16 protein-coding genes are annotated in these 17,049 nt (G+C 69.2%); 9 read left to right on the top strand and 7 right to left on the bottom strand.

Features of this window, described 5'->3' with window-relative positions; genetic code table 11:
• Positions 1 to 17: 17 nt before the first annotated feature.
• The 5 genes from ACQY4O_RS03330 to arsH are packed head-to-tail and all read left to right on the top strand — an operon-like array spanning position 18 to position 2,907.
• On the top strand, positions 18 to 398 hold the full coding sequence (locus ACQY4O_RS03330; RefSeq protein ID WP_428374815.1) for an ArsR/SmtB family transcription factor: 381 nt from the start codon (positions 18 to 20) through the stop codon (positions 396 to 398).
• The gene (locus tag ACQY4O_RS03325; RefSeq protein WP_428374814.1) at positions 364 to 789 is read left to right on the top strand and encodes an ArsI/CadI family heavy metal resistance metalloenzyme; all 426 of its coding nucleotides are present in this window, start codon (positions 364 to 366) and stop codon (positions 787 to 789) included. The genes ACQY4O_RS03330 and ACQY4O_RS03325 overlap by 35 nt, the downstream gene beginning before the upstream one ends.
• On the top strand, positions 786 to 1,136 hold the full coding sequence (gene arsC / locus ACQY4O_RS03320) for an arsenate reductase (glutaredoxin) (RefSeq protein WP_428374813.1): 351 nt from the start codon (positions 786 to 788) through the stop codon (positions 1,134 to 1,136). Before ACQY4O_RS03325 ends, arsC begins: the two co-directional genes overlap by 4 nt.
• Positions 1,133 to 2,206 carry an ACR3 family arsenite efflux transporter gene (gene arsB, locus ACQY4O_RS03315; protein ID WP_428374812.1) on the top strand — a complete coding sequence of 358 codons (1,074 nt, stop codon included), beginning with the start codon at positions 1,133 to 1,135 and terminating at the stop codon, positions 2,204 to 2,206. Before arsC ends, arsB begins: the two co-directional genes overlap by 4 nt.
• Entirely contained in the window at positions 2,203 to 2,907 is a 705-nt protein-coding gene (gene arsH, locus ACQY4O_RS03310) for an arsenical resistance protein ArsH (RefSeq protein ID WP_428374811.1), read from the top strand. Before arsB ends, arsH begins: the two co-directional genes overlap by 4 nt.
• Here the strand turns inward: arsH and ACQY4O_RS03305 are convergent.
• The 6 genes from ACQY4O_RS03305 to ACQY4O_RS03280 form a co-directional block, all read right to left on the bottom strand.
• Positions 2,904 to 4,244 carry a deoxyguanosinetriphosphate triphosphohydrolase gene (locus ACQY4O_RS03305; RefSeq protein ID WP_428374810.1) on the bottom strand — a complete coding sequence of 447 codons (1,341 nt, stop codon included), beginning with the start codon at positions 4,242 to 4,244 and terminating at the stop codon, positions 2,904 to 2,906. The two genes, arsH and ACQY4O_RS03305, sit on opposite strands and share 4 nt — an antisense overlap.
• 83 nt (positions 4,245 to 4,327) lie before the next feature.
• Positions 4,328 to 5,410: an alkene reductase gene (locus ACQY4O_RS03300; protein WP_428374809.1), complete on the bottom strand. Its 1,083-nt coding sequence runs from the start codon at positions 5,408 to 5,410 to the stop codon at positions 4,328 to 4,330.
• Positions 5,411 to 5,690: 280 nt separating this feature from the next.
• Positions 5,691 to 7,049 carry a cytochrome P450 gene (locus tag ACQY4O_RS03295; RefSeq protein WP_428374808.1) on the bottom strand — a complete coding sequence of 453 codons (1,359 nt, stop codon included), beginning with the start codon at positions 7,047 to 7,049 and terminating at the stop codon, positions 5,691 to 5,693.
• Positions 7,050 to 7,051: 2 nt separating this feature from the next.
• Positions 7,052 to 8,575 carry a complex I subunit 4 family protein gene (locus ACQY4O_RS03290; RefSeq protein ID WP_428374807.1) on the bottom strand — a complete coding sequence of 508 codons (1,524 nt, stop codon included), beginning with the start codon at positions 8,573 to 8,575 and terminating at the stop codon, positions 7,052 to 7,054.
• Between the two features lie 100 nt (positions 8,576 to 8,675).
• On the bottom strand, positions 8,676 to 10,499 hold the full coding sequence (gene mutL / locus ACQY4O_RS03285; protein ID WP_428374806.1) for a DNA mismatch repair endonuclease MutL: 1,824 nt from the start codon (positions 10,497 to 10,499) through the stop codon (positions 8,676 to 8,678).
• Positions 10,500 to 10,669: 170 nt separating this feature from the next.
• On the bottom strand, positions 10,670 to 11,272 hold the full coding sequence (locus ACQY4O_RS03280; protein ID WP_428374805.1) for a DUF3035 domain-containing protein: 603 nt from the start codon (positions 11,270 to 11,272) through the stop codon (positions 10,670 to 10,672).
• Positions 11,273 to 11,370: 98 nt separating this feature from the next.
• On the opposite strand from ACQY4O_RS03280, the gene ACQY4O_RS03275 reads away from it, so the two are divergent.
• Positions 11,371 to 12,015, top strand: a complete 645-nt coding sequence (locus tag ACQY4O_RS03275) for a cytochrome b561 domain-containing protein (protein ID WP_428374804.1) — start codon at positions 11,371 to 11,373, stop codon at positions 12,013 to 12,015.
• Here the strand turns inward: ACQY4O_RS03275 and ACQY4O_RS03270 are convergent.
• Positions 12,012 to 12,893 carry an aldo/keto reductase family oxidoreductase gene (locus ACQY4O_RS03270; RefSeq protein ID WP_428374803.1) on the bottom strand — a complete coding sequence of 294 codons (882 nt, stop codon included), beginning with the start codon at positions 12,891 to 12,893 and terminating at the stop codon, positions 12,012 to 12,014. The two genes, ACQY4O_RS03275 and ACQY4O_RS03270, sit on opposite strands and share 4 nt — an antisense overlap.
• Before the next feature lie 367 nt (positions 12,894 to 13,260).
• Here ACQY4O_RS03270 and ACQY4O_RS03265 point away from each other — a divergent pair, with 367 nt between their 5' ends.
• The 3 genes from ACQY4O_RS03265 to ACQY4O_RS03255 are packed head-to-tail and all read left to right on the top strand — an operon-like array spanning position 13,261 to position 17,044.
• A complete protein-coding gene (locus ACQY4O_RS03265; protein ID WP_428374802.1) occupies positions 13,261 to 14,322 on the top strand; it encodes a ubiquinol oxidase subunit II in 1,062 nt (353 codons plus the stop codon).
• A gap of 26 nt (positions 14,323 to 14,348) precedes the next feature.
• Positions 14,349 to 16,400, top strand: coding sequence for a cbb3-type cytochrome c oxidase subunit I (locus ACQY4O_RS03260; RefSeq protein WP_428378088.1), 2,052 nt, complete (start codon positions 14,349 to 14,351; stop codon positions 16,398 to 16,400).
• Complete coding sequence (locus ACQY4O_RS03255; protein WP_428374801.1) at positions 16,397 to 17,044, top strand: cytochrome c oxidase subunit 3; 648 nt, start codon at positions 16,397 to 16,399, stop codon at positions 17,042 to 17,044. Before ACQY4O_RS03260 ends, ACQY4O_RS03255 begins: the two co-directional genes overlap by 4 nt.
• Positions 17,045 to 17,049: the final 5 nt, after the last annotated feature.

Genomic DNA, 17,049 nt, shown 5'->3' with positions numbered 1-17,049 from the left:
TCCATTATTTTGGAGATATGGAAAAGCTATACGCCATCGCGGCGCTGGCGGCGCTGGCCCAGGACTCCCGCCTCGACATCTTCCGCCTGCTCGTGCAGGCCGGGGCCGAGGGCCTGGCGGTGGGACAGATCGCCGACCGGCTCGGACTGCCGAGCCCCACGCTGTCGTTCCATCTCAACCAGCTCAGGCACGCCAACCTCGTCACCTTCCGACGCGACGGGCGGTCGCTGATCTATTCGGCGGCCTATCCCGTCATGAACGACCTGCTGGCCTACCTGACCGAGAACTGCTGCCAGGGCGACGCCTCGGCGTGCGGCCGCGGTCAGTGTGTTCCCGAACCCGAAGCCCAGGGAGTAGCCCGCCATGAAGCGCCTGCACGTTCACATCTCCGTCGCTGACCTCGCGCCGTCGATCAGCTTCTACAGCACGCTGTTCGCCGCCAGTCCCTCGGTGACGAAGCCGGACAACGCCAAATGGATGCTCGATGACCCGCTGGTGAACTTCGCGATCTCCACCCGCAGCGGGACGTCCGGGATCGACCATCTGGGCATACAGGTCGAGACACCGGTCGAACTGCAGGAGGTGTTCGGGCGGCTGCGGGAGGCGGATGGGCCCGTGCGCGACGAAGGCAGCACGACATGCTGCTACGCGCGGTCGGAGAAGTCGTGGATCACGGACCCGGAGGGGATTTCGTGGGAGACCTTCCTCACCTCGGGCGAAAGCACCGTGTACGGAAACAGCGTTGATCCCGGCAGGTCTTCATGCTGCAGCGGGGATACGTCTGAATGAAGATCACGATTTATCACAACCCGGCCTGCGGGACGTCGCGCAACGTGCTCGCCCTGATACGCGACAGAGGCCTGGAACCGCATGTCGTCGAATACCTCGTCACGCCGCCGTCGCGGGCTGAACTGGTCGGCCTGATCGATCGCATGGGCCTGCCGGTGCGCGATGTGTTGCGGCGGAAGGGAACACCCTACGATGAACTGAAGCTGGATGATCCGGCGCTAACCGACGGCGCGCTGATCGATGCGATGATGGCGCACCCGATCCTGATCAATCGCCCGATCGTCGTGACGCTGGACGCGGTGAAGCTCTGCCGGCCATCCGAGACGGTGCTGGAGATCCTGCCGTGAGCGAAGCGGCACTCGTGGCGTCCCGCAGAGCGCCGTCCCTTGGCGCGTTCGAGCGCTATCTGACGCTGTGGGTGGCGCTCTGCATCGTCGCCGGCGTCGGCCTCGGCCAGTGGCTGCCGGGCCTGTTCCACGCGCTCGGCACGGCGACGGTGGCGCAGATCAACCTGCCGGTCGCCCTCCTGGTTTGGCTGATGGTCATTCCCATGCTGCTGAAGATCGATCTGGCGGCGCTCGGCCAGGTGCGCAACCACTGGCGCGGCATCATGGCGACCGTCGGCATCAACTGGCTGGTCAAGCCGTTCTCGATGGCGCTGCTGGGCTGGCTGTTCATCGGCGTCGTCTTCCGGCCGTATCTGCCCGCCGGCATGATCGACGGCTACAGGGCAGGCTTGATCCTGCTGGCGGCGGCGCCCTGCACGGCGATGGTGTTCGTCTGGTCGAACCTCGTGGACGGCGAGCCGCATTTCACGCTGTCACAGGTGGCGCTCAACGATGCCATCATGATCGTGGCCTTCGCGCCGCTCGTGGCGCTGCTGCTCGGCCTGTCCTCGATCACCGTGCCCTGGGACACGCTGCTTCTGTCGGTGCTCCTGTACATCGTTGTGCCGGTGATCGCAGCTCAGCTCTGGCGGCGCGGGCTGCTGGCGAAGAGTGGTCCGGCGGCGCTCGGCCGGACCCTGCGCATCCTGGCTCCGCTGTCGCTTGCGGCGCTGCTGCTGACGCTCGTGCTGCTGTTCGGCATGCAAGGTGCGCAGATCGTGCGCCAGCCGCTTGTCATAGCGATGCTGGCGGTGCCGATCCTGGTGCAGGTCTATTTCAATGCGGGGCTCGCCTACCTGGTCAACCGCCGGCTCGGCGTCGCCTGGTGCGTGGCCGGTCCGTCCGCGCTGATCGGCGCCAGCAATTTCTTCGAGCTGGCCGTGGCGACCGCCATTGCGTTGTTCGGCTTCCAGTCCGGGGCGGCGCTTTCCACCGTCGTGGGCGTGCTGGTGGAGGTGCCCGTCATGCTGTCGGTCGTCGCCCTCGTCCGCCGGTCGCGTGGCTGGTACGAGCGGGGCCAGGCGACATGAGGCTGCGCGAGCTTCCGAACCCGGACACCCTGCCCGCCCTCGATCGCAATGTCGCGCAGACCGGCCCGCAGCCAACGCTTGCGGTCAATGATCCCCCGCGCATCCTGCTGCTGTACGGCTCGCTGCGGGAGCGGTCGTATTCCCGACTGGCGGTGGAGGAAGCGGCGCGCCTGCTGCAGGTCTTCGGCGCAGAGACACGCATCTTTGATCCGTCCGAACTGCCGCTCCCGGATCAGGTGAAGGCCGACGACCATCCCGCCGTGCGCGAGCTGCGCGAGCTTTCCATCTGGTCGGACGGACAGGTCTGGTGCAGCCCGGAACGGCACGGGCAGATGACCGCGGTGATGAAGGCGCAGATCGACCACCTGCCGCTCGAACTGGGCAGCGTCCGGCCGACCCAGGGACGCACGCTCGCGGTCATGCAGGTGTCGGCCGGCTCGCAATCCTTCAACACGGTGAACGCGCTGCGCGTCCTCGGCCGGTGGATGCGCATGGTCGTAATTCCCAACCAGTCCAGCATCGCCAGGCCGTACGAGGAATTCGACGCAGCCGGGCGCATGCGACCGTCCGCCTACTACGACCGTATCGTCGATGTCATGGAGGAGCTGGTGCGCTTCACCATCCTGCTGCAGCCGCATACCGCGATGCTGACGGACCGCTATTCGGAGCGTCGCGCCAGCGTCGGGCTGCCACCGCTTTAGCCGTCGAGCGGGTTGCCGCGCGCGAACTGCGCCAGCCGCGTGACCTGGTTGTCGGTCAGCGCGGAGACGAAATCGTTGATCCGGCGGTAGTGCTCCTCGATTGCGAACCCGTGGCCGGGCGAATGGTCTTCCATCAGCTGCAGGATCCGGTTCGAGCGGTAGGACAGCGCGGACGGGCTGCTGCTGCGAAACAGCTCGCGCGCCGCCTCCGAGCAGGTGGCGAGCAGGGTCGCCACCGCCGAGTAGGCGCCGATCTCGACCTCGGTCTTGCGCGAGTGCCGGAAGATCTCGTCGCGCGCGAGCTGCTTGGCCCGGGCGATGCCGTCGCGCAGACGCACCGGACCGGCCTCGACGATGGTGCCGGAAAACGCGCCGGCCAGGATCGCGTCGTACTGCGCAAAGAAGATCGTGGTGCAGTCGGCCACCAGCCCGTCGATCGCGCGGCCGCGCAGCCAGCGTATGCGCTGCCGCTCGCCGTGGCCGGTGCGGCCGGCCAGGAACTCGGCGCGCATGGCGTCGTCGAGCAGGCCGGTGAAGACCTCGATCACCTCGGCGCCGCGCAGGATCTCCATCTCCATGCCGTCCTCGATATCGACGATGGCGTAGCAGATGTCGTCGGCCGCCTCGACCAGATAGGCCAGCGGATGCCGCGCATAGACGCCCGGCGCGATCTGGGGGATCTGCATGGCGTCGAAGATGCAGCACATGGTCTGGAATTCGCTGCCATAGCAGCTGTACTTGCCGTGGCGGCCGGCGGCGGCCGGCGAATTCGAGCACCAGGGATATTTCACGAAGGTGGCGAGCGTGGCGGAGGTCAGCCGGATGCCGACGATGTCGTGCAGGCTGGTCAGCATGCGAAAACCCTGGGCGTTGCCCTCGAAGGTCCGCAGGTCCTGCACGCAATGGGCGCTGAAGCCGTCGAAAAAACTGTCCGGCTGGCGGCTGTACCAGTCGCGGATCGCATATTCGCCGGCGTGCCCGAACGGCGGGTTGCCGATATCGTGCGCGAGGCAGGCGGCCTGCACGATGGCGCCGATATCGGCCGACTGCACGCCTTCGGGCAGCACGCCACGCCGCTCCAGCTCGCGCCCGACCAGCTCGCCGAGGCTGCGGCCGACGCAGGAGACCTCCAGGCTGTGGGTGAGCCGGTTATGCACCTTGTCGTTGCGCGGCAGCGGATGCACCTGGGTCTTGCGCCCGAGCATGCGGAACGGCTCGGAGAAGATCAGCCGGTCGTGGTCCTTCTGGAACTCCGAACGCCCGCGCCGGGCCCGGACGCTGACCGGCTTGGCCGGCCGGCTGTCATCGAGCAGGCGCGACCAATCCATCATCGCCATGCCGCTCCTGCCGCTCCGGGCCCGCACAGTGTCGCACGGCACAGGCCCGGGCAAGCGAACCCGTCAGAGCCCACCCCCGAGCCTTACAGCGCATCCATGGTGACGTAGTCGGTGTAGCCCTCGTCGCCCTGGCTGTACCAGGTCGCCTGCACATCCTTGTTCAGCGGCGCGTCGAGGCGCAGGCGCGCCGGCAGGTCGGGGTTCGCCAGGAAGGTGCGGCCGAACGCAATCGCGTCGGCGCGGCCCTCGTCCAGCGTGGCCTGGGCGCTGTCGCCCTCGTAGTCGGCATTGAGGATCAGCGGGCCCGCGAACGCGCGCTGCATGGCGGGCGCCACCGGCGGGTGCGCGGCGCGTCCGAAGGTGCCGTGCGGGCCGGGCTCGCGCAGCTCCAGGAAGGCGAGGCCGAACCGGCCGAGCTCGGTCGCCGCCGCGGTGAACAAGGCCTCCGGGTCGCTGTCCTCGACGCCCTGGATCGGCTCGTTCGGCGACAGCCGCACGCCGGTGCGGTCCGCGCCCACGACGCCCGCCACCGCCTCGGTGACCTCGCGCAGCAGCCGCACCCGGTTCGCGATCGGGCCGCCATAGGCGTCGCTGCGGCGGTTGGCGTTGTCGCGCAGGAACTGGTCGATCAGGTAGCCATTCGCGGCATGGATCTCGACGCCGTCGAAGCCCGCCGCGACCGCATTGCGCGCCGCGCTGCGATAGTCCTCGAGCAGGCGCGGGATCTCGTCGAGCCTGAGCGCGCGGGCCTCGCCGTATGGCTGCTTGCCCGCATAGGTGTGCGCCGTCCCGGGCGCCGTGGTCGCCGAGGACGAGACCCCCGGCTCGCCGCCGAGAAAGTCCGGATGCACCAGACGCCCCATGTGCCAGAGCTGGCAGGCAATCCGGCCGCCGGCGTCATGCACCGCCTGGACCACCGGACGCCAGGCGGCTGTCTGCTCTTCGGACCAGATCCCCGGCGCGAACGCCCAGCCCAGCCCCTCGCGCGAAATGCCGGTCGCCTCGGTGATGATCAGCCCGGCACTGGCGCGCTGCGCATAGTACTCGGCCATGCGTGGCGTCGGCACATGCCGCGCGCTCGCGCGGCCGCGGGTCAGCGGCGCCATCAGGATGCGGTTGGGCGCTGCGATGGCGCCGAGGCGGATCGGGTCGAACAAGGAGGGCATGCGGCTCTCATCTGCTGTTGAGGTTCGAGTTCTGTCTGGGACAGCCTCTCGAATCGCTTGAAAAGCTTGGCGTGGTCTGTCTAGGGTTCAACCATCAACAACCGAAAGGAGGTGATCCAGTGTCTCATTGTTTGACGAAGGTTTCGCACGGATCGACCTGGGCCCTCGCTGTTTCCATCGAGACCGCGGCCTAGCCCTTAGCGGTTCGGCATCAACCCTCAGACAATGGAAGGCCTCGGGGAGCCCAGCTCCCCGGGGCCTTCGTTGCATTTGGGAGGGATTACCGCGCCGTCAGCAGGAACGGCACCCGCCGGTCCGGCTGTGTGGTGATCAACCCCCGCGGTCGCACCTCCGGTTGCCCGATCAAAGCGAGACGGTAGCGGCGCAGCAGCCGTGCCAGCACCAGTACGCCCTCGCTGAGTGCGAACTGCGCGCCGACGCAGATGCGCGGGCCGGCGCCGAACGGCAGATACACCAGGCGATCGGGCGGCGTCGCCCCGGGCAGGAAGCGCTGCGGGTCGAACCGCTCCGGGTCGCGCCAGTGCGCGTGATGCCGGTGCAGCACCCAGGGCGAGATGCTGACGATGGTCCCGGGGGCGATCGCATGGCCGGCGATCTCGTCCCGCCCCTGCGCCTCGCGCACGATCAGGTAGGCCGGCGGATACAGCCGCAGCGTCTCGTCGAGGAAGGCGCGGGTGAACGGCAGCCGCGACACCGCGTCCGGCGCCTCGAGATCGGCCGCCGCGGCCTCGGCGGCCAGGCGCTCCTGGTGCTCGGGCAGCCGGGCCGCGATGAAGCAGGCCCAGAACAGCGAGACCGCCGTGGTCTCGTGCCCGGCCAGGATGAGCGTGGAGACCTCGTCGCGCAGCTGCGCGTGGTTGAAGCCCTCGCCGGTCTCCGGATCGCGCGCGGCCCGCAGCAGGTCGAGCAGGTCGCGCGGGGCGTCGTCCTCACGCGCCACCGCGTCGCGCGCGGCGATGATGCGGTCCATCAGCGCCAGCCAGTCGGCGCGGAACTGCTCGCGGCCGCGATCCAGCGGCGAGCGCACATGGCCCGGCAGCATCAGGTCGAGCACGCCGACGCGGGCGTAGTTCAGCGCGTAGCGCAGCATCAGCGCCCGCATGTCGGGCCCGAACCGGCCCATCTCCAGCGAGAACATCGACTGCCCGGCGATGTCCAGCGTGAGCCGCTGCAGCACCGACAGCAGCTCGACCGGATGGCCGATGCGCCGCCGCAGCTCGGCCTCGAACACGTCGCTGACGCGCAGGATGTGGCGCACCAGGATCGGCATCACCCGCGGCGCCAGGCTCGGCGCGATCACCCGGCGCTGGTGCCGCCAGGCCTCGCCCTCGGCCAGGAACAGCCCCTCGCCCAGCACCGGCCGCAGCACCCTGCGGGTCGGCGCGCTGCGCTGGTAGTTCTCGTGGTTGCCGAGCAGGACATGGCGGATCGCGGCGGGATCGTTCAGCAGCAGCTGCTGGCGCCCGAGGAAGCGGCCCGGCAGGACCAGGCGCCGGTAGGCGTCCGGCCCCCACAGCTCCAGCGGGTTGCGACGCAGCACCAGGAACGCCTCGACCTGCGAGCGCCGTCCCGGCTTGCGGCGCGGCGCCGGCAGCACCGCGTCGCGCAACGCGCTCATGCTCACCGCGTCGCGACCGCAACGGCGCCCGGCGCCATCGCCTGCCGGCTGGCCTGGCTGTCATGCTCCATCTGCGCCAGCACCCGCACGCCGGGGTCGAACACGCGGGTGAACGAGGACGGGTAGATGCCCATCCACAGCGTGATCAGGGCGAGCGGCGCCAGCACCGCCATCTCCGGCCCGGTCAGGTCGCGCAGCGCGCCGATCACGCCGCGGGCAGCGCCGAACATGACGCGGCGGTACAGCACCAGCATGTACACGGCGCCCAGAATCATGCTCATGCCGGACAACAAGGCGACCCAGAAGCCGACCTGGATCGCGCCGATCATCACCAGCAGCTCGCCGACGAAGGCGCCGGTGCCCGGCAGGCCGATATTGGCCATCGCGAACAGCATCGCCAGGGCTGCGAGTTTGGGCATCCGGTCGGCGACCCCGCCGAAGCCCAGGATCTCGCCGGTGCCGACCCGGCTCGACAGCATGGCGATGGCCAGGAACAGGCCCGAGATGATGATGCCGTGGCTGAGCATCTGGAACACCGCGCCGGCGACACCCGGTGCGTTAAGGGTGAACAGACCGACCAGCACCAGCCCCATATGCGAGAACGACGAGTACGCGATCATGCGCTTCATGTCGGTCTGCGCCAGGGCGACCGCTGCGGCATAGATGACGGCAACGATGCCGAGCCCGATCATCCAGGGCGCCGCCCGGTGCGCCGCATCCGGCAGCATCGAGATGGCGAAGCGCAGGAAGCCGTAGGCGCCGGCCTTGGACAGCACGCCGGCGATCAGCGCGGTGGCGGGGGCGGGTGCCTCGGCGTAGGCATCCGGCAGCCAGCCATGCAGCGGGAAGACCGGCAGCTTGACCCCGAAGGCGAGCAGGAAGCACAGGAACATCCAGCCCTGCGCATGCGGCGTGAAGTGCGTCGCCAGCAGCGTGGGCATGTCGGTGGTGCCGGTGATCTGCCACATCGCGAGCAGCGCGATCAGCATGAACAGCGAGCCGCCGAAGGTGAACAGGAAGAATTTGAGCGAGGCGAACACCCGCCTGGGTCCGCCCCAGATGCCGATCAGCAGGCTCGCCGGGATCAGGGTGGCTTCGTAGAACACGTAGAACACGACGAAATCGAGCGCCGCGAACACCCCGATCAGGGTGGTCTCCAGCAGCAGGATCGCCAGCATGTAGTCGCGCACCCGGACCTCGATCAGCCGCCAGGAGGCGAGGATGGCGATCGGGGTCAGCGTGGTGGCCAGCAGCACGAACAACAGGCTGATGCCGTCGAGGCCGAGATGGAACGAGATGCCCAGGGCCGGCATCCAGTCGGCACGCTGCTGGAACTGGAACCCGGCGATAGCGGGATCGTAGCCGATCCAGAGCACCACGGAGAGGGCGAACACCACCAGGCTGGTCCACAGCGCGATCCAGCGCGAGGCGTCGTCGTCATCGCCCGCGGTGCTGCGCATCAGCAGCAGCACGAGGGCCCCGAGCAGGGGCAGGAAGGTGACCAGGGACAGCAGCGGCAGATGCAAAGTGGGCCTCGATCATCCGTGGACAAGCAGCAGGCAACCTAGCCGGCTTGCGCCATGCTGCACAGCGCACGCCGGATGCCCAAGCTGCGTGGTGGTTGCGTCAAGCCCGTCCGAACAGGCGCTCGATCTCGTTTCGGCTGAGCTTGAGCCAGGTCGGACGGCCGTGCGAGCAGGTATCGGCGTGCGGCGTCGTCTCCATGCGCCGCAGCAGCGCGTCCATCTCGTCGCGCGAGAGACGGCGGCCGGCCCGTATGCTGCCGTGGCAGGCCATGCGCGCGATCACGCCAAGCGTCCGCCGTCCGAGCGTGGCGCTCTCGCCGGCCTCGGCGATGCCGTCGGGTTCCGCCAGCTCGTCGGCGAGGTCGCGCAGCAGGGCGGCGGGATCGGGACTGCCGAGCAGCGCCGGTAGCGTACGCACCAGCACGCTGGCGCCGCCGAAGGCCTCGATCTCGATGCCGAGGGCGGCGAGCCGGGCGGCCTGCTCCAGCAGGGCGGCGGCAGCGCCGCGCGGCAGATCGACCACTTCGGGCAGCAGCAGCCGCTGCGCCGCGACGGCGCCGCCGAGAACCTGCGCCTGCAGCGCCTCCTGGGTCAGGCGCTCATGCGCCGCATGCTGGTCGACCAGCACCAGGCCGCCATCGCTTGCCACCGCGATTACGTAGGTATCGAGCACCTGCGCCACCGCCGCGCCCAGCGGATGATCGGTGGGCGGCATCGCTGTGCCGTCCGGCGTCGCCGGCGCCTCCAGCACCCGCGCCCGCGGGGCTGCCCCGAAGGCCAGCGTCGCCTCGGCGAAACCCGGACCGGTGCGTCGCTCCGGGGGCGCCCAGATCATCCCCGGCCCGCGCGGCCGCGACTGCAGCGCCTGCATCCCGGACCCCGCGCCTCCAGACCCCGCGCCTCCAGACAGGGCACGGCCCAGGCTGCCGATCACCAGCGCGCGCACCGTCTCGGCATCGGCGAAGCGCAGCTCGGTCTTGGCCGGATGCACGTTCACGTCGATCCGCTCGGGGGCGATGTCCAGGAACAGCGCCACCACCGGATGCCGGCCATGCGTGATGACGTGCCGGTAGGCCACCCGGACCGCGGTACGCAGCACCGGATCGGCGACCGGCCGGCCATTGACCACCAGATACTGCCCGGCAGCGGTGGCCCGGTGCAGCGCCGGGCCGCAGGCATGGCCGCTCAGCACGATGCCGTCCCGCTCGCCCGCGACGCTGAGCAGGCCGAGCGCCGCGGCGCTGCCTCCGGCCTCGGCCAGCAGGGCGCAGACCCGGGCGAGCCGGTCCTGCGCCGGCAGCTCCAGCACCATGCGGCCGTCGATCTCGAGGCTGAACGCCACCCTGGGTGCGGCCAGCGCCAGCCGCCGCACCACGGTCTCGGCATGGCCGGCCTCGATACGCGGCGTCTTGAGGAACTTGCGTCGCGCCGGGGTGGCGAAGAACAGCTCCTCGACCAGCACGCGGGTGCCGGGCGGTCCGGCGCATGGACGCGGTCCGCTGACCGCGCCGCCATCGACACGTATCTGCCAAGCCTCGGCGGCGGCGCGCGGACGCGAGGCGACGCACAGCCGGGCGGCGGCGCCGATCGACGGCAGCGCCTCGCCGCGGAAACCCAGCGTCGCGATCCGCACCAGCGTGTCGTCGGAGAGCTTGGAGGTGCAGTGCCGCTCGACCGCGAGGGCAAGCTGGTCCGGCGCCATGCCACAGCCGTCGTCGGTGACGCTGATACGCGCGATGCCGCCGCCATCCAGACCGACCGCGATTCGCCCGGCGCCGGCGTCGATCGCGTTCTCGACCAGCTCCTTGACCACCGCCGCCGGCCGCTCGATCACCTCGCCCGCCGCGATCCGGTTGACCAGATCACTGCTCAACCGCCGGATCACCGGAGCAGTTTCACCGACCACTGCCGCCGGTTGCGTCACGGGCGCCTAAAGACCGTCTGACAATGTGCTACGGCGAGTCAGAGGCGCCAGCTTGGCGCCGCCCGTCGTGACTTTTCGAGCACCGGAGCGGAGCGGCCTCCTGGCCGTGAGCAACGGAGCGGAGAAAAGGCGCGCCGGATGACCGCCGTAGCGCATTGTCAGGCGGTCTTTCAGAAGAGGTTTTGGAAGAAGCCGGGCTTGCTCTCCTTGACCGTGGGGGTGGCCCCATCGGTCGGCGACCGGCCGAGGGCCGCGTTCTCCTGCAACCGCCGCTTCTCCGCATCGGTATCGACCAGCGATCCGGGCTGGCCGCCGCCGCGCCAGAACATCAGCTCGTTGACGAAGCCGGTGCCGGGATGGTCGAGCTCGCCGCGGCCGGTGCCGGCTGGCGCCCCCGAAGCGCTGGACGCGTCCTGCACCAGCGCCGCCTGGCCCGGCGACGGGCCGCCGTTTTCGCCCTGCAGCGCCACGTCGGGCGCCAGCGTCTCCAGGGCCTGGGTGCGGGTGCTCTGTTCCTGGGGCCGGTCGGCGCCCGGTGTCGGCGTCGCCAGCCTGGTATCCGGCGGCATCGACAGCGGCGCGCGGGTGGTCACGGTGTATTCGTCGGGCGCATCGCGCACCAGGCCGAAATCCCGCTCGACCTCGCGCGAGGAGCACGCGCAAAGGGACAGGCCGGACGCCATCAGGACCGTGAAGGCCAGCGACGCCGGGCGGCGCGAGCGGGCCCGCGACGCAGAGCGGCGCAAACCGAGGTTTTTGGGTGCGGACGACATGGCGCTTCTCTAGCGCCAAACCGAGTTTTCCGGCAAGCGGACGCAGGCCGTCTCGCACGCCGTCGCATCGTCTCGCCGCACTCGTCCTGGATATTTGCATGCGCGACCCGTTCCTGCTCCATGGCGCCCTGATGCTGGTCGCCTGGCTGGTGCTGCTGCCGCTCGGGGCCCTGGTCGCGCGCACCCGCAAGGTCACGCCGCGGCAGGACTGGCCGCGCGTGGTCGAGAACCTCACCTGGTGGTGGCTGCACCGGGTGCTGCAATATGCCGGGGTCGCGGTCGCGCTGGCCGCGGCCGCGGTGGCCTGGCGCGCGACGCGAGGCCTCGCCTTGGGCGTGCTGCATGTCCAGGCCGGGCTGCTGGTGCTGACCCTGGCCGTGCTCCAGATCGCCAGCACCTGGTTTCGTGGCGACAAGGGCGGTCCGACCGGTACCCACGCCGATCCGGAGCGCCCGGAAACCTGGCGCGGCGACCATTACGACATGACGCCGCGCCGGCGCGCTTTCGAGGCCTGGCACAAGAAAGCGGGCTGGGTCTCGATCCTGCTCGCGCTCGCAACAATGCTGCTCGGGTTGCGACTCTATGGCTGGCCGATGACCCTGGTCCGGATGGCGGCGGGCCTGGCGCTGCTGCAGGCCGCATCCGCGGCGTGGCTGCTGCGGACCTCGCGCGGCATCGGCACCTACCAGGCGCTGTGGGGGCCGGATTCGCGGCATCCGGGCAACCGTCCGCCGCCGGGCTAACTCGCGGGGCGGGTGCCGGACACGCGGTCCAGTTCGCCGAGCGCGTCGGCCGACAGGGTCAGGGCCGCCGCCGCACAGTTCTCGTGCAGATGCGCCAGCGAGGCGGTGCCGGGGATCAGCAGGATGTTGGGCGAGCGGTGCAGCAGCCAGGCCAGCGCCACCTGCATCGGCGTCGCGTCCAGGCGGGCGGCGACGTCGGACAGGATGGAGGATTGCAGCGGGGTGAAGCCGCCCAGCGGGAAGAACGGCACATAGGCGATGCCGTCGCGCGCAAGAGCCTCGATCAGCGCGTCATCCGCGCGATGCGCCAGATTGTAGTGGTTCTGCACGCAGACGATCTCGCAGATCCCGCGCCCCTGCGCGATCTGCGCCGGCGTTGCGTTGCTCAGCCCGATCCGGCGCACCAGCCCCTGGCGCTGCAGCTCCGCCAACGCCGTGAGCGGCGCCTCGAGCGAGCCCTCGGCCGGGCCGTGCACGCTGAACATCAGCCGCAGATTGACCACGTCCAGGGTGTCGAGCCCGAGATGGCGCAGGTTGTCGTGCACCGCGCGGGTCAGGCCCTCGGGCGAGAAGTCCGGGTGCCACGCGGCATCCTCGCCGCGCCGGGCGCCGACCTTGGTGACGATGACGAGGCGGTCCGGATAGGGCGCCAGGGCCTCGCATATCAGCCGGTTGGTCACGTGCGGGCCGTAGAAGTCGCTGGTGTCGATGTGATCGACGCCGCCGGCGACCGCCGCGCGGAGCACCGCCAGCGCCGCCGCATGATCCCGCGGCGGCCCGAAGACACCCGGACCGGCCAGCTGCATGGCGCCGTAGCCGAGCCGGCACACCGTCCGGTCGCCCAGGCGGAAGCTCGTCGATGGATCGCTCCTGGACATGGTCGGGTTCCTCCGTGGATAGCCTCCAGATGGCCTGGATGGCCTCTATCTGGGCGTTGCCGATCGGCACCCGAACAGGACGATATCGACACGGGCGCTGCTCGGCCATGCCTGCCTGCGTCGGACGCCTGATGCGGCGCCGCTGCGGGCGTTCGTCGATTGCATCAGGCTTTCGCGGACTTGCGCCGCACGCGCATCACGATCGCACGCCGCCGGCGACCCTGCGGCCGAAGGGCTTGCGCGCGACACCCACCGAACTGTGATGCAGCTTCGTGGTCGCCCGCCAGTAGAGGCCATCCATGACCATGCCACGAACCGACGAAACCCGCTTGCGTGTGCGAGCGCGCGCCGCCGTCGCTGTCGCCCGATGACCGCCGCGCCGCCGGCACCCTCCGAGCGAGCGACCGGCGGGCGACCGGGCCTGTCGCCTCGCCCAGGCCTGTCGCCTCACCTGTGTCGCGGTCTCGCCCGCGCGGCGGTGCTGGCGCTTGCGGCCCTCTGCGCCGGCTGCTCGACCGCAGGCTTCTGGCTGATCCACCCCGCCGGCCCGGTTGCCGCGGCCGAGCTGCAATCCTGGATCGTCGATACCGGGGCCACCTTCCTGGTGATCGGTCCGGCCACCCTGCTGGTGCTGTGGGCGATCTGGCGCTACCACCGCCGCTACGGCCGCGGCGCCTACGTTCCGGGCTGGTCGCATTCGGTGCCGCTGGAAGCCACCTTCTGGGGCGCGCCGCTGCTCGTCGTCATCGGGCTCGGCGTCTATGCCACGCACGCCTCGTTCCAGACCGATCCGTCCGGGCCCGGAGTCCTGGCCGCCGCCAGCAACCCCGACGCGGCCAAGCAAGCTGTCACGATCGACGTCATCACCACCGACTGGCAGTGGCTGTTCATCTATCCCGACCGGCACATCGCGCTGGCCAACGAGCTCGTCATTCCGGTGCATACGCCGGTTCGCTTCCGCCTGACCTCGGCCACGGTCGCCACCGATTTCTTCATTCCGCAGCTCGCCGGGCAGATCGACGTGATGCCCGGGATGCGCACCTGGCAGGGCCTGATCGCCAACCGCATCGGCAGCTACCAGGGCTTCGCGTCGGACTATAACGGGCCAGGCTTCTCCTGGATGCGCTTCCAAACCCGGGTGCTCTCGGCGGCGGACTTCGCAAGCTGGGCGGCCGGCATGACGCGAGCCCCCGCGCATCTCGACGATGCCGCGTTCCTCAGGTTCGCGGCACCCACCATCAACACCCACGACACCACCATGCGCTTCTCCGACGTGCAGGACGGCCTGTTCGACCGCGTTATGGACAATGTCATGATGGGCCGGATCTACGAGACGCCCAGCGGCATGACCGAAAAGAAGTCCCACGACATCAATGGCGGCCGGCAGCCGGGCAAAGCCGCCGCCGCAGGACAGGACCACATCCGATGATCGACGTGCAGGACCATTGGGACTGGTTGTTCGGCCGGCTGACCCTGTCGCAGGTGCCGTACGACAACCTCATCGTCGGCAGCGCCTTCATCTTCGCCGCCACCCTCGGGCTGCTGATCGTGGGCGCGCTGACCTACTACCGGGCCTGGGGCTGGCTGTATCGCGACTGGCTCACCACCATCGACCACAAGCGCATCGGCATCATGTACGGCCTCGTCGGCACCGTGATGCTGTTCCGTGGCTTCGTCGACGCCATCATGATGCGCACGCAGCAGGTGCTGGCGGCCGGACCCCTGTCGCACGGCTATCTCGGTGCCGAGCACGGCTATCTGCCGCCCTATCATTACGACCAGATCTACGGATCGCACGGGACGATCATGCTGATCTTCGCGGCGACCCCGATCCTGGCCGGCTTCATGAACTACCTGGTGCCGCTGCAGATCGGCGCGCGCGACATGGCGTTCCCGTACCTCAACGCGCTCGCCTTCTGGATGACCGCGGTGGGCGCCGGCCTGACCATGATCTCGCTGTTCGTCGGCGATTTCAGCCAAGCCGGCTGGGTCGGGCTGGCGCCGCTGACCGAGCTGCCGTACAGCCCGGATGTCGGCGTCGACTATTGGAGCTGGGCGCTGCAGATCGGCAGCGTCGGCACCACCATCGGCGCGGTGAACATCATCGCCACCATCATCAAGATGCGCGCGCCGGGCATGACCTGGATGCGCCTGTCGCTGTTCACCTGGACCTCGCTCACCACCAACGTGATCGGGCTCACGGCCTTTCCGGTGCTCGGCGTCGCCATCGGCCTGCTCAGCCTGGACCGCTATCTCGGCACCCACTTCTATACCACCGGCGTCGGCGGCAACTTCATGCTGTACACCGACCTGTTCTGGATCTGGGGGCATCCGGAGGTGTATTTCATCATCCTGCCCTCCTGGGGCATGATGTCCGAGATCATCCCGACCTTCTCGCAGAAGAAGCTGTTCGGCTACCCGGTGATGGTGGCCGCCACGCTGAGCATCGGCTGCATCTCCTGGACCGTCTGGCTGCACCATTTCTTCACCATGGGTGCCGGCCCGATCGTCAACAGCTTCTACAGCATCGCCACCATGCTGGTGGCGATCCCCACAGGGGTGAAGGTGTTCGACTGGGCGCTGACCATGGTGCGCGGCCGGCTCACCTTCACCACGCCGATGCTCTGGGCGGTGTCCGCCATCTTCATGCAGATCATCGGCGGCTGGACCGGCATGATGCTGGCGATCCCGGCGATCAACTACATGACGCATAACAGCGTCTTCGTGATCGCGCATTTCCACTGCGTGGTAATGGTGACGGTGTTCGCCGCCGTCGGCGGCGCCACCTTCTGGTTCCCCAAGATGTTCGGCTTCACGCTCGACGAGCGCAGCGGCCAGTGGGTGTTCTGGCTGCTGGTCGCGGGGTCGTTCTTCGTCTTCACCGCCATGTTCATGCTCGGCCTCACCGGCATGCCGCGTCGCCTCGCCTACGTCCCGTACGCGACCTGGTGGCCGCTGCTCGTGATCGAGGAATTCGGCGTCTTCATCGACATCGCCGCCCTGCTCGCCTTCATCTGGCAGATCACCGTGAGCATACGCGACCGCAACCTCAATCGTGCGGCGCGCGATCCGTGGGGCACCGCGCGCAGCCTCGAATGGCTCACCCACTCCCCGGTGCCGGCCTACAACTTCGCCGTCATCCCGCAGGTCAATGCGCGCGACGAGTGGGCCTGGCGCCGCGAGCATCATCTCGAGCACATCATGCCGGAGCAGTACGAGGCTATCGAGCTGCCGCTCAACACGCCGGTTCCGATGTTGATCGGCCTCTGCACCGCGGCCTTCGGCTTCGCCATGGTCTGGCGGATCTGGTGGCTCGCCATCGCAGCACTGGTCGGCATCTTCGCCATCGTCATCATCCGCTCGTTCGGCGGCGGCACCGGCACGACGATCACGGCTGACGAGGTCCGGCGGATGGAAGAGCTCGCGATGCGCGCGCCGCGTCGCCAGGCCGAGGGGCAACTGGTTCCGGGCAGCGTGCCCGTGTTCAACACCGGGGCCGTGAAATGAGCGCCGGGTTCGATTGGGGCCTGTACGACCCCACCCCCGGCCCGCAGACCAGGCTCTGGGCGGAGCCGCATCACGAGCACGACATGATGAGCACGCGCCTGCTCGGCTTCTGGCTCTACATGCTCAGCGACTCCCTGGTGTTCGCCGGCCTGTTCACCGCCTACGAGGTGCTGAGCTTCCCGATGAGCTTTGCCGGTGGTCCGACGCCGCGCGACGTCGCCTCGCCGATCTACGGCTACGCCGAGACCGTCGTCCTGTTCACCAGCGTGCTCGCCTACGGCATGGTCATGGTCAGCCTCAAGCACGAGCGGACCCGACCGGCGATGGCGTGGCTCGCCGTCTCGCTGGCAATCGGGCTCGGCTTCATCGGCATGGAGGTCCATGAACTCCAGGGCGTAGCACTGGCCGGCGGCCCGCCACAGCGCAGTGGCTTCCTGTCGATCTTCTGGGCCGTCGTCGTGGTGCACGGTGTCCATCTCGCCATCGGCCTGCTCTGGATGGCGGTCATGCTCGCCCAGATCGCGACCAAGGGCTTCACCCAGCTGGTCACCTACCGGCTCGCCAATCTGAAGGTCTATTGGCTCTACCAGGGCCTGATCTGGACCTTCGTTTACACCTTCATCTACCTGCGGGGATCGATCTGATGCTG

It is taken from the genome of Lichenicoccus sp. (genome assembly GCF_965277665.1).
Lineage (GTDB): Bacteria > Pseudomonadota > Alphaproteobacteria > Acetobacterales > Acetobacteraceae > Lichenicoccus.
The sequence above is the reverse complement of the archived record's forward strand: the minus strand, read 5'-3'. Positions and strand labels throughout refer to the sequence as shown.

Coding starts and splice junctions, on each gene's coding strand:
- ACQY4O_RS03330 (WP_428374815.1), top strand. CDS start 18: ATGGAAAAGCTATACGCCATCGCGGCGCTGGCGGCGCTGGCCCAGGAC.
- ACQY4O_RS03325 (WP_428374814.1), top strand. CDS start 364: ATGAAGCGCCTGCACGTTCACATCTCCGTCGCTGACCTCGCGCCGTCG.
- arsC (WP_428374813.1), top strand. CDS start 786: ATGAAGATCACGATTTATCACAACCCGGCCTGCGGGACGTCGCGCAAC.
- arsH (WP_428374811.1), top strand. CDS start 2,203: ATGAGGCTGCGCGAGCTTCCGAACCCGGACACCCTGCCCGCCCTCGAT.
- ACQY4O_RS03305 (WP_428374810.1), bottom strand. CDS start 4,244: ATGGCGATGATGGATTGGTCGCGCCTGCTCGATGACAGCCGGCCGGCC.
- ACQY4O_RS03300 (WP_428374809.1), bottom strand. CDS start 5,410: ATGCCCTCCTTGTTCGACCCGATCCGCCTCGGCGCCATCGCAGCGCCC.
- ACQY4O_RS03295 (WP_428374808.1), bottom strand. CDS start 7,049: ATGAGCGCGTTGCGCGACGCGGTGCTGCCGGCGCCGCGCCGCAAGCCG.
- ACQY4O_RS03280 (WP_428374805.1), bottom strand. CDS start 11,272: ATGTCGTCCGCACCCAAAAACCTCGGTTTGCGCCGCTCTGCGTCGCGG.
- ACQY4O_RS03275 (WP_428374804.1), top strand. CDS start 11,371: ATGCGCGACCCGTTCCTGCTCCATGGCGCCCTGATGCTGGTCGCCTGG.
- ACQY4O_RS03270 (WP_428374803.1), bottom strand. CDS start 12,893: ATGTCCAGGAGCGATCCATCGACGAGCTTCCGCCTGGGCGACCGGACG.
- ACQY4O_RS03265 (WP_428374802.1), top strand. CDS start 13,261: ATGACCGCCGCGCCGCCGGCACCCTCCGAGCGAGCGACCGGCGGGCGA.
- ACQY4O_RS03255 (WP_428374801.1), top strand. CDS start 16,397: ATGAGCGCCGGGTTCGATTGGGGCCTGTACGACCCCACCCCCGGCCCG.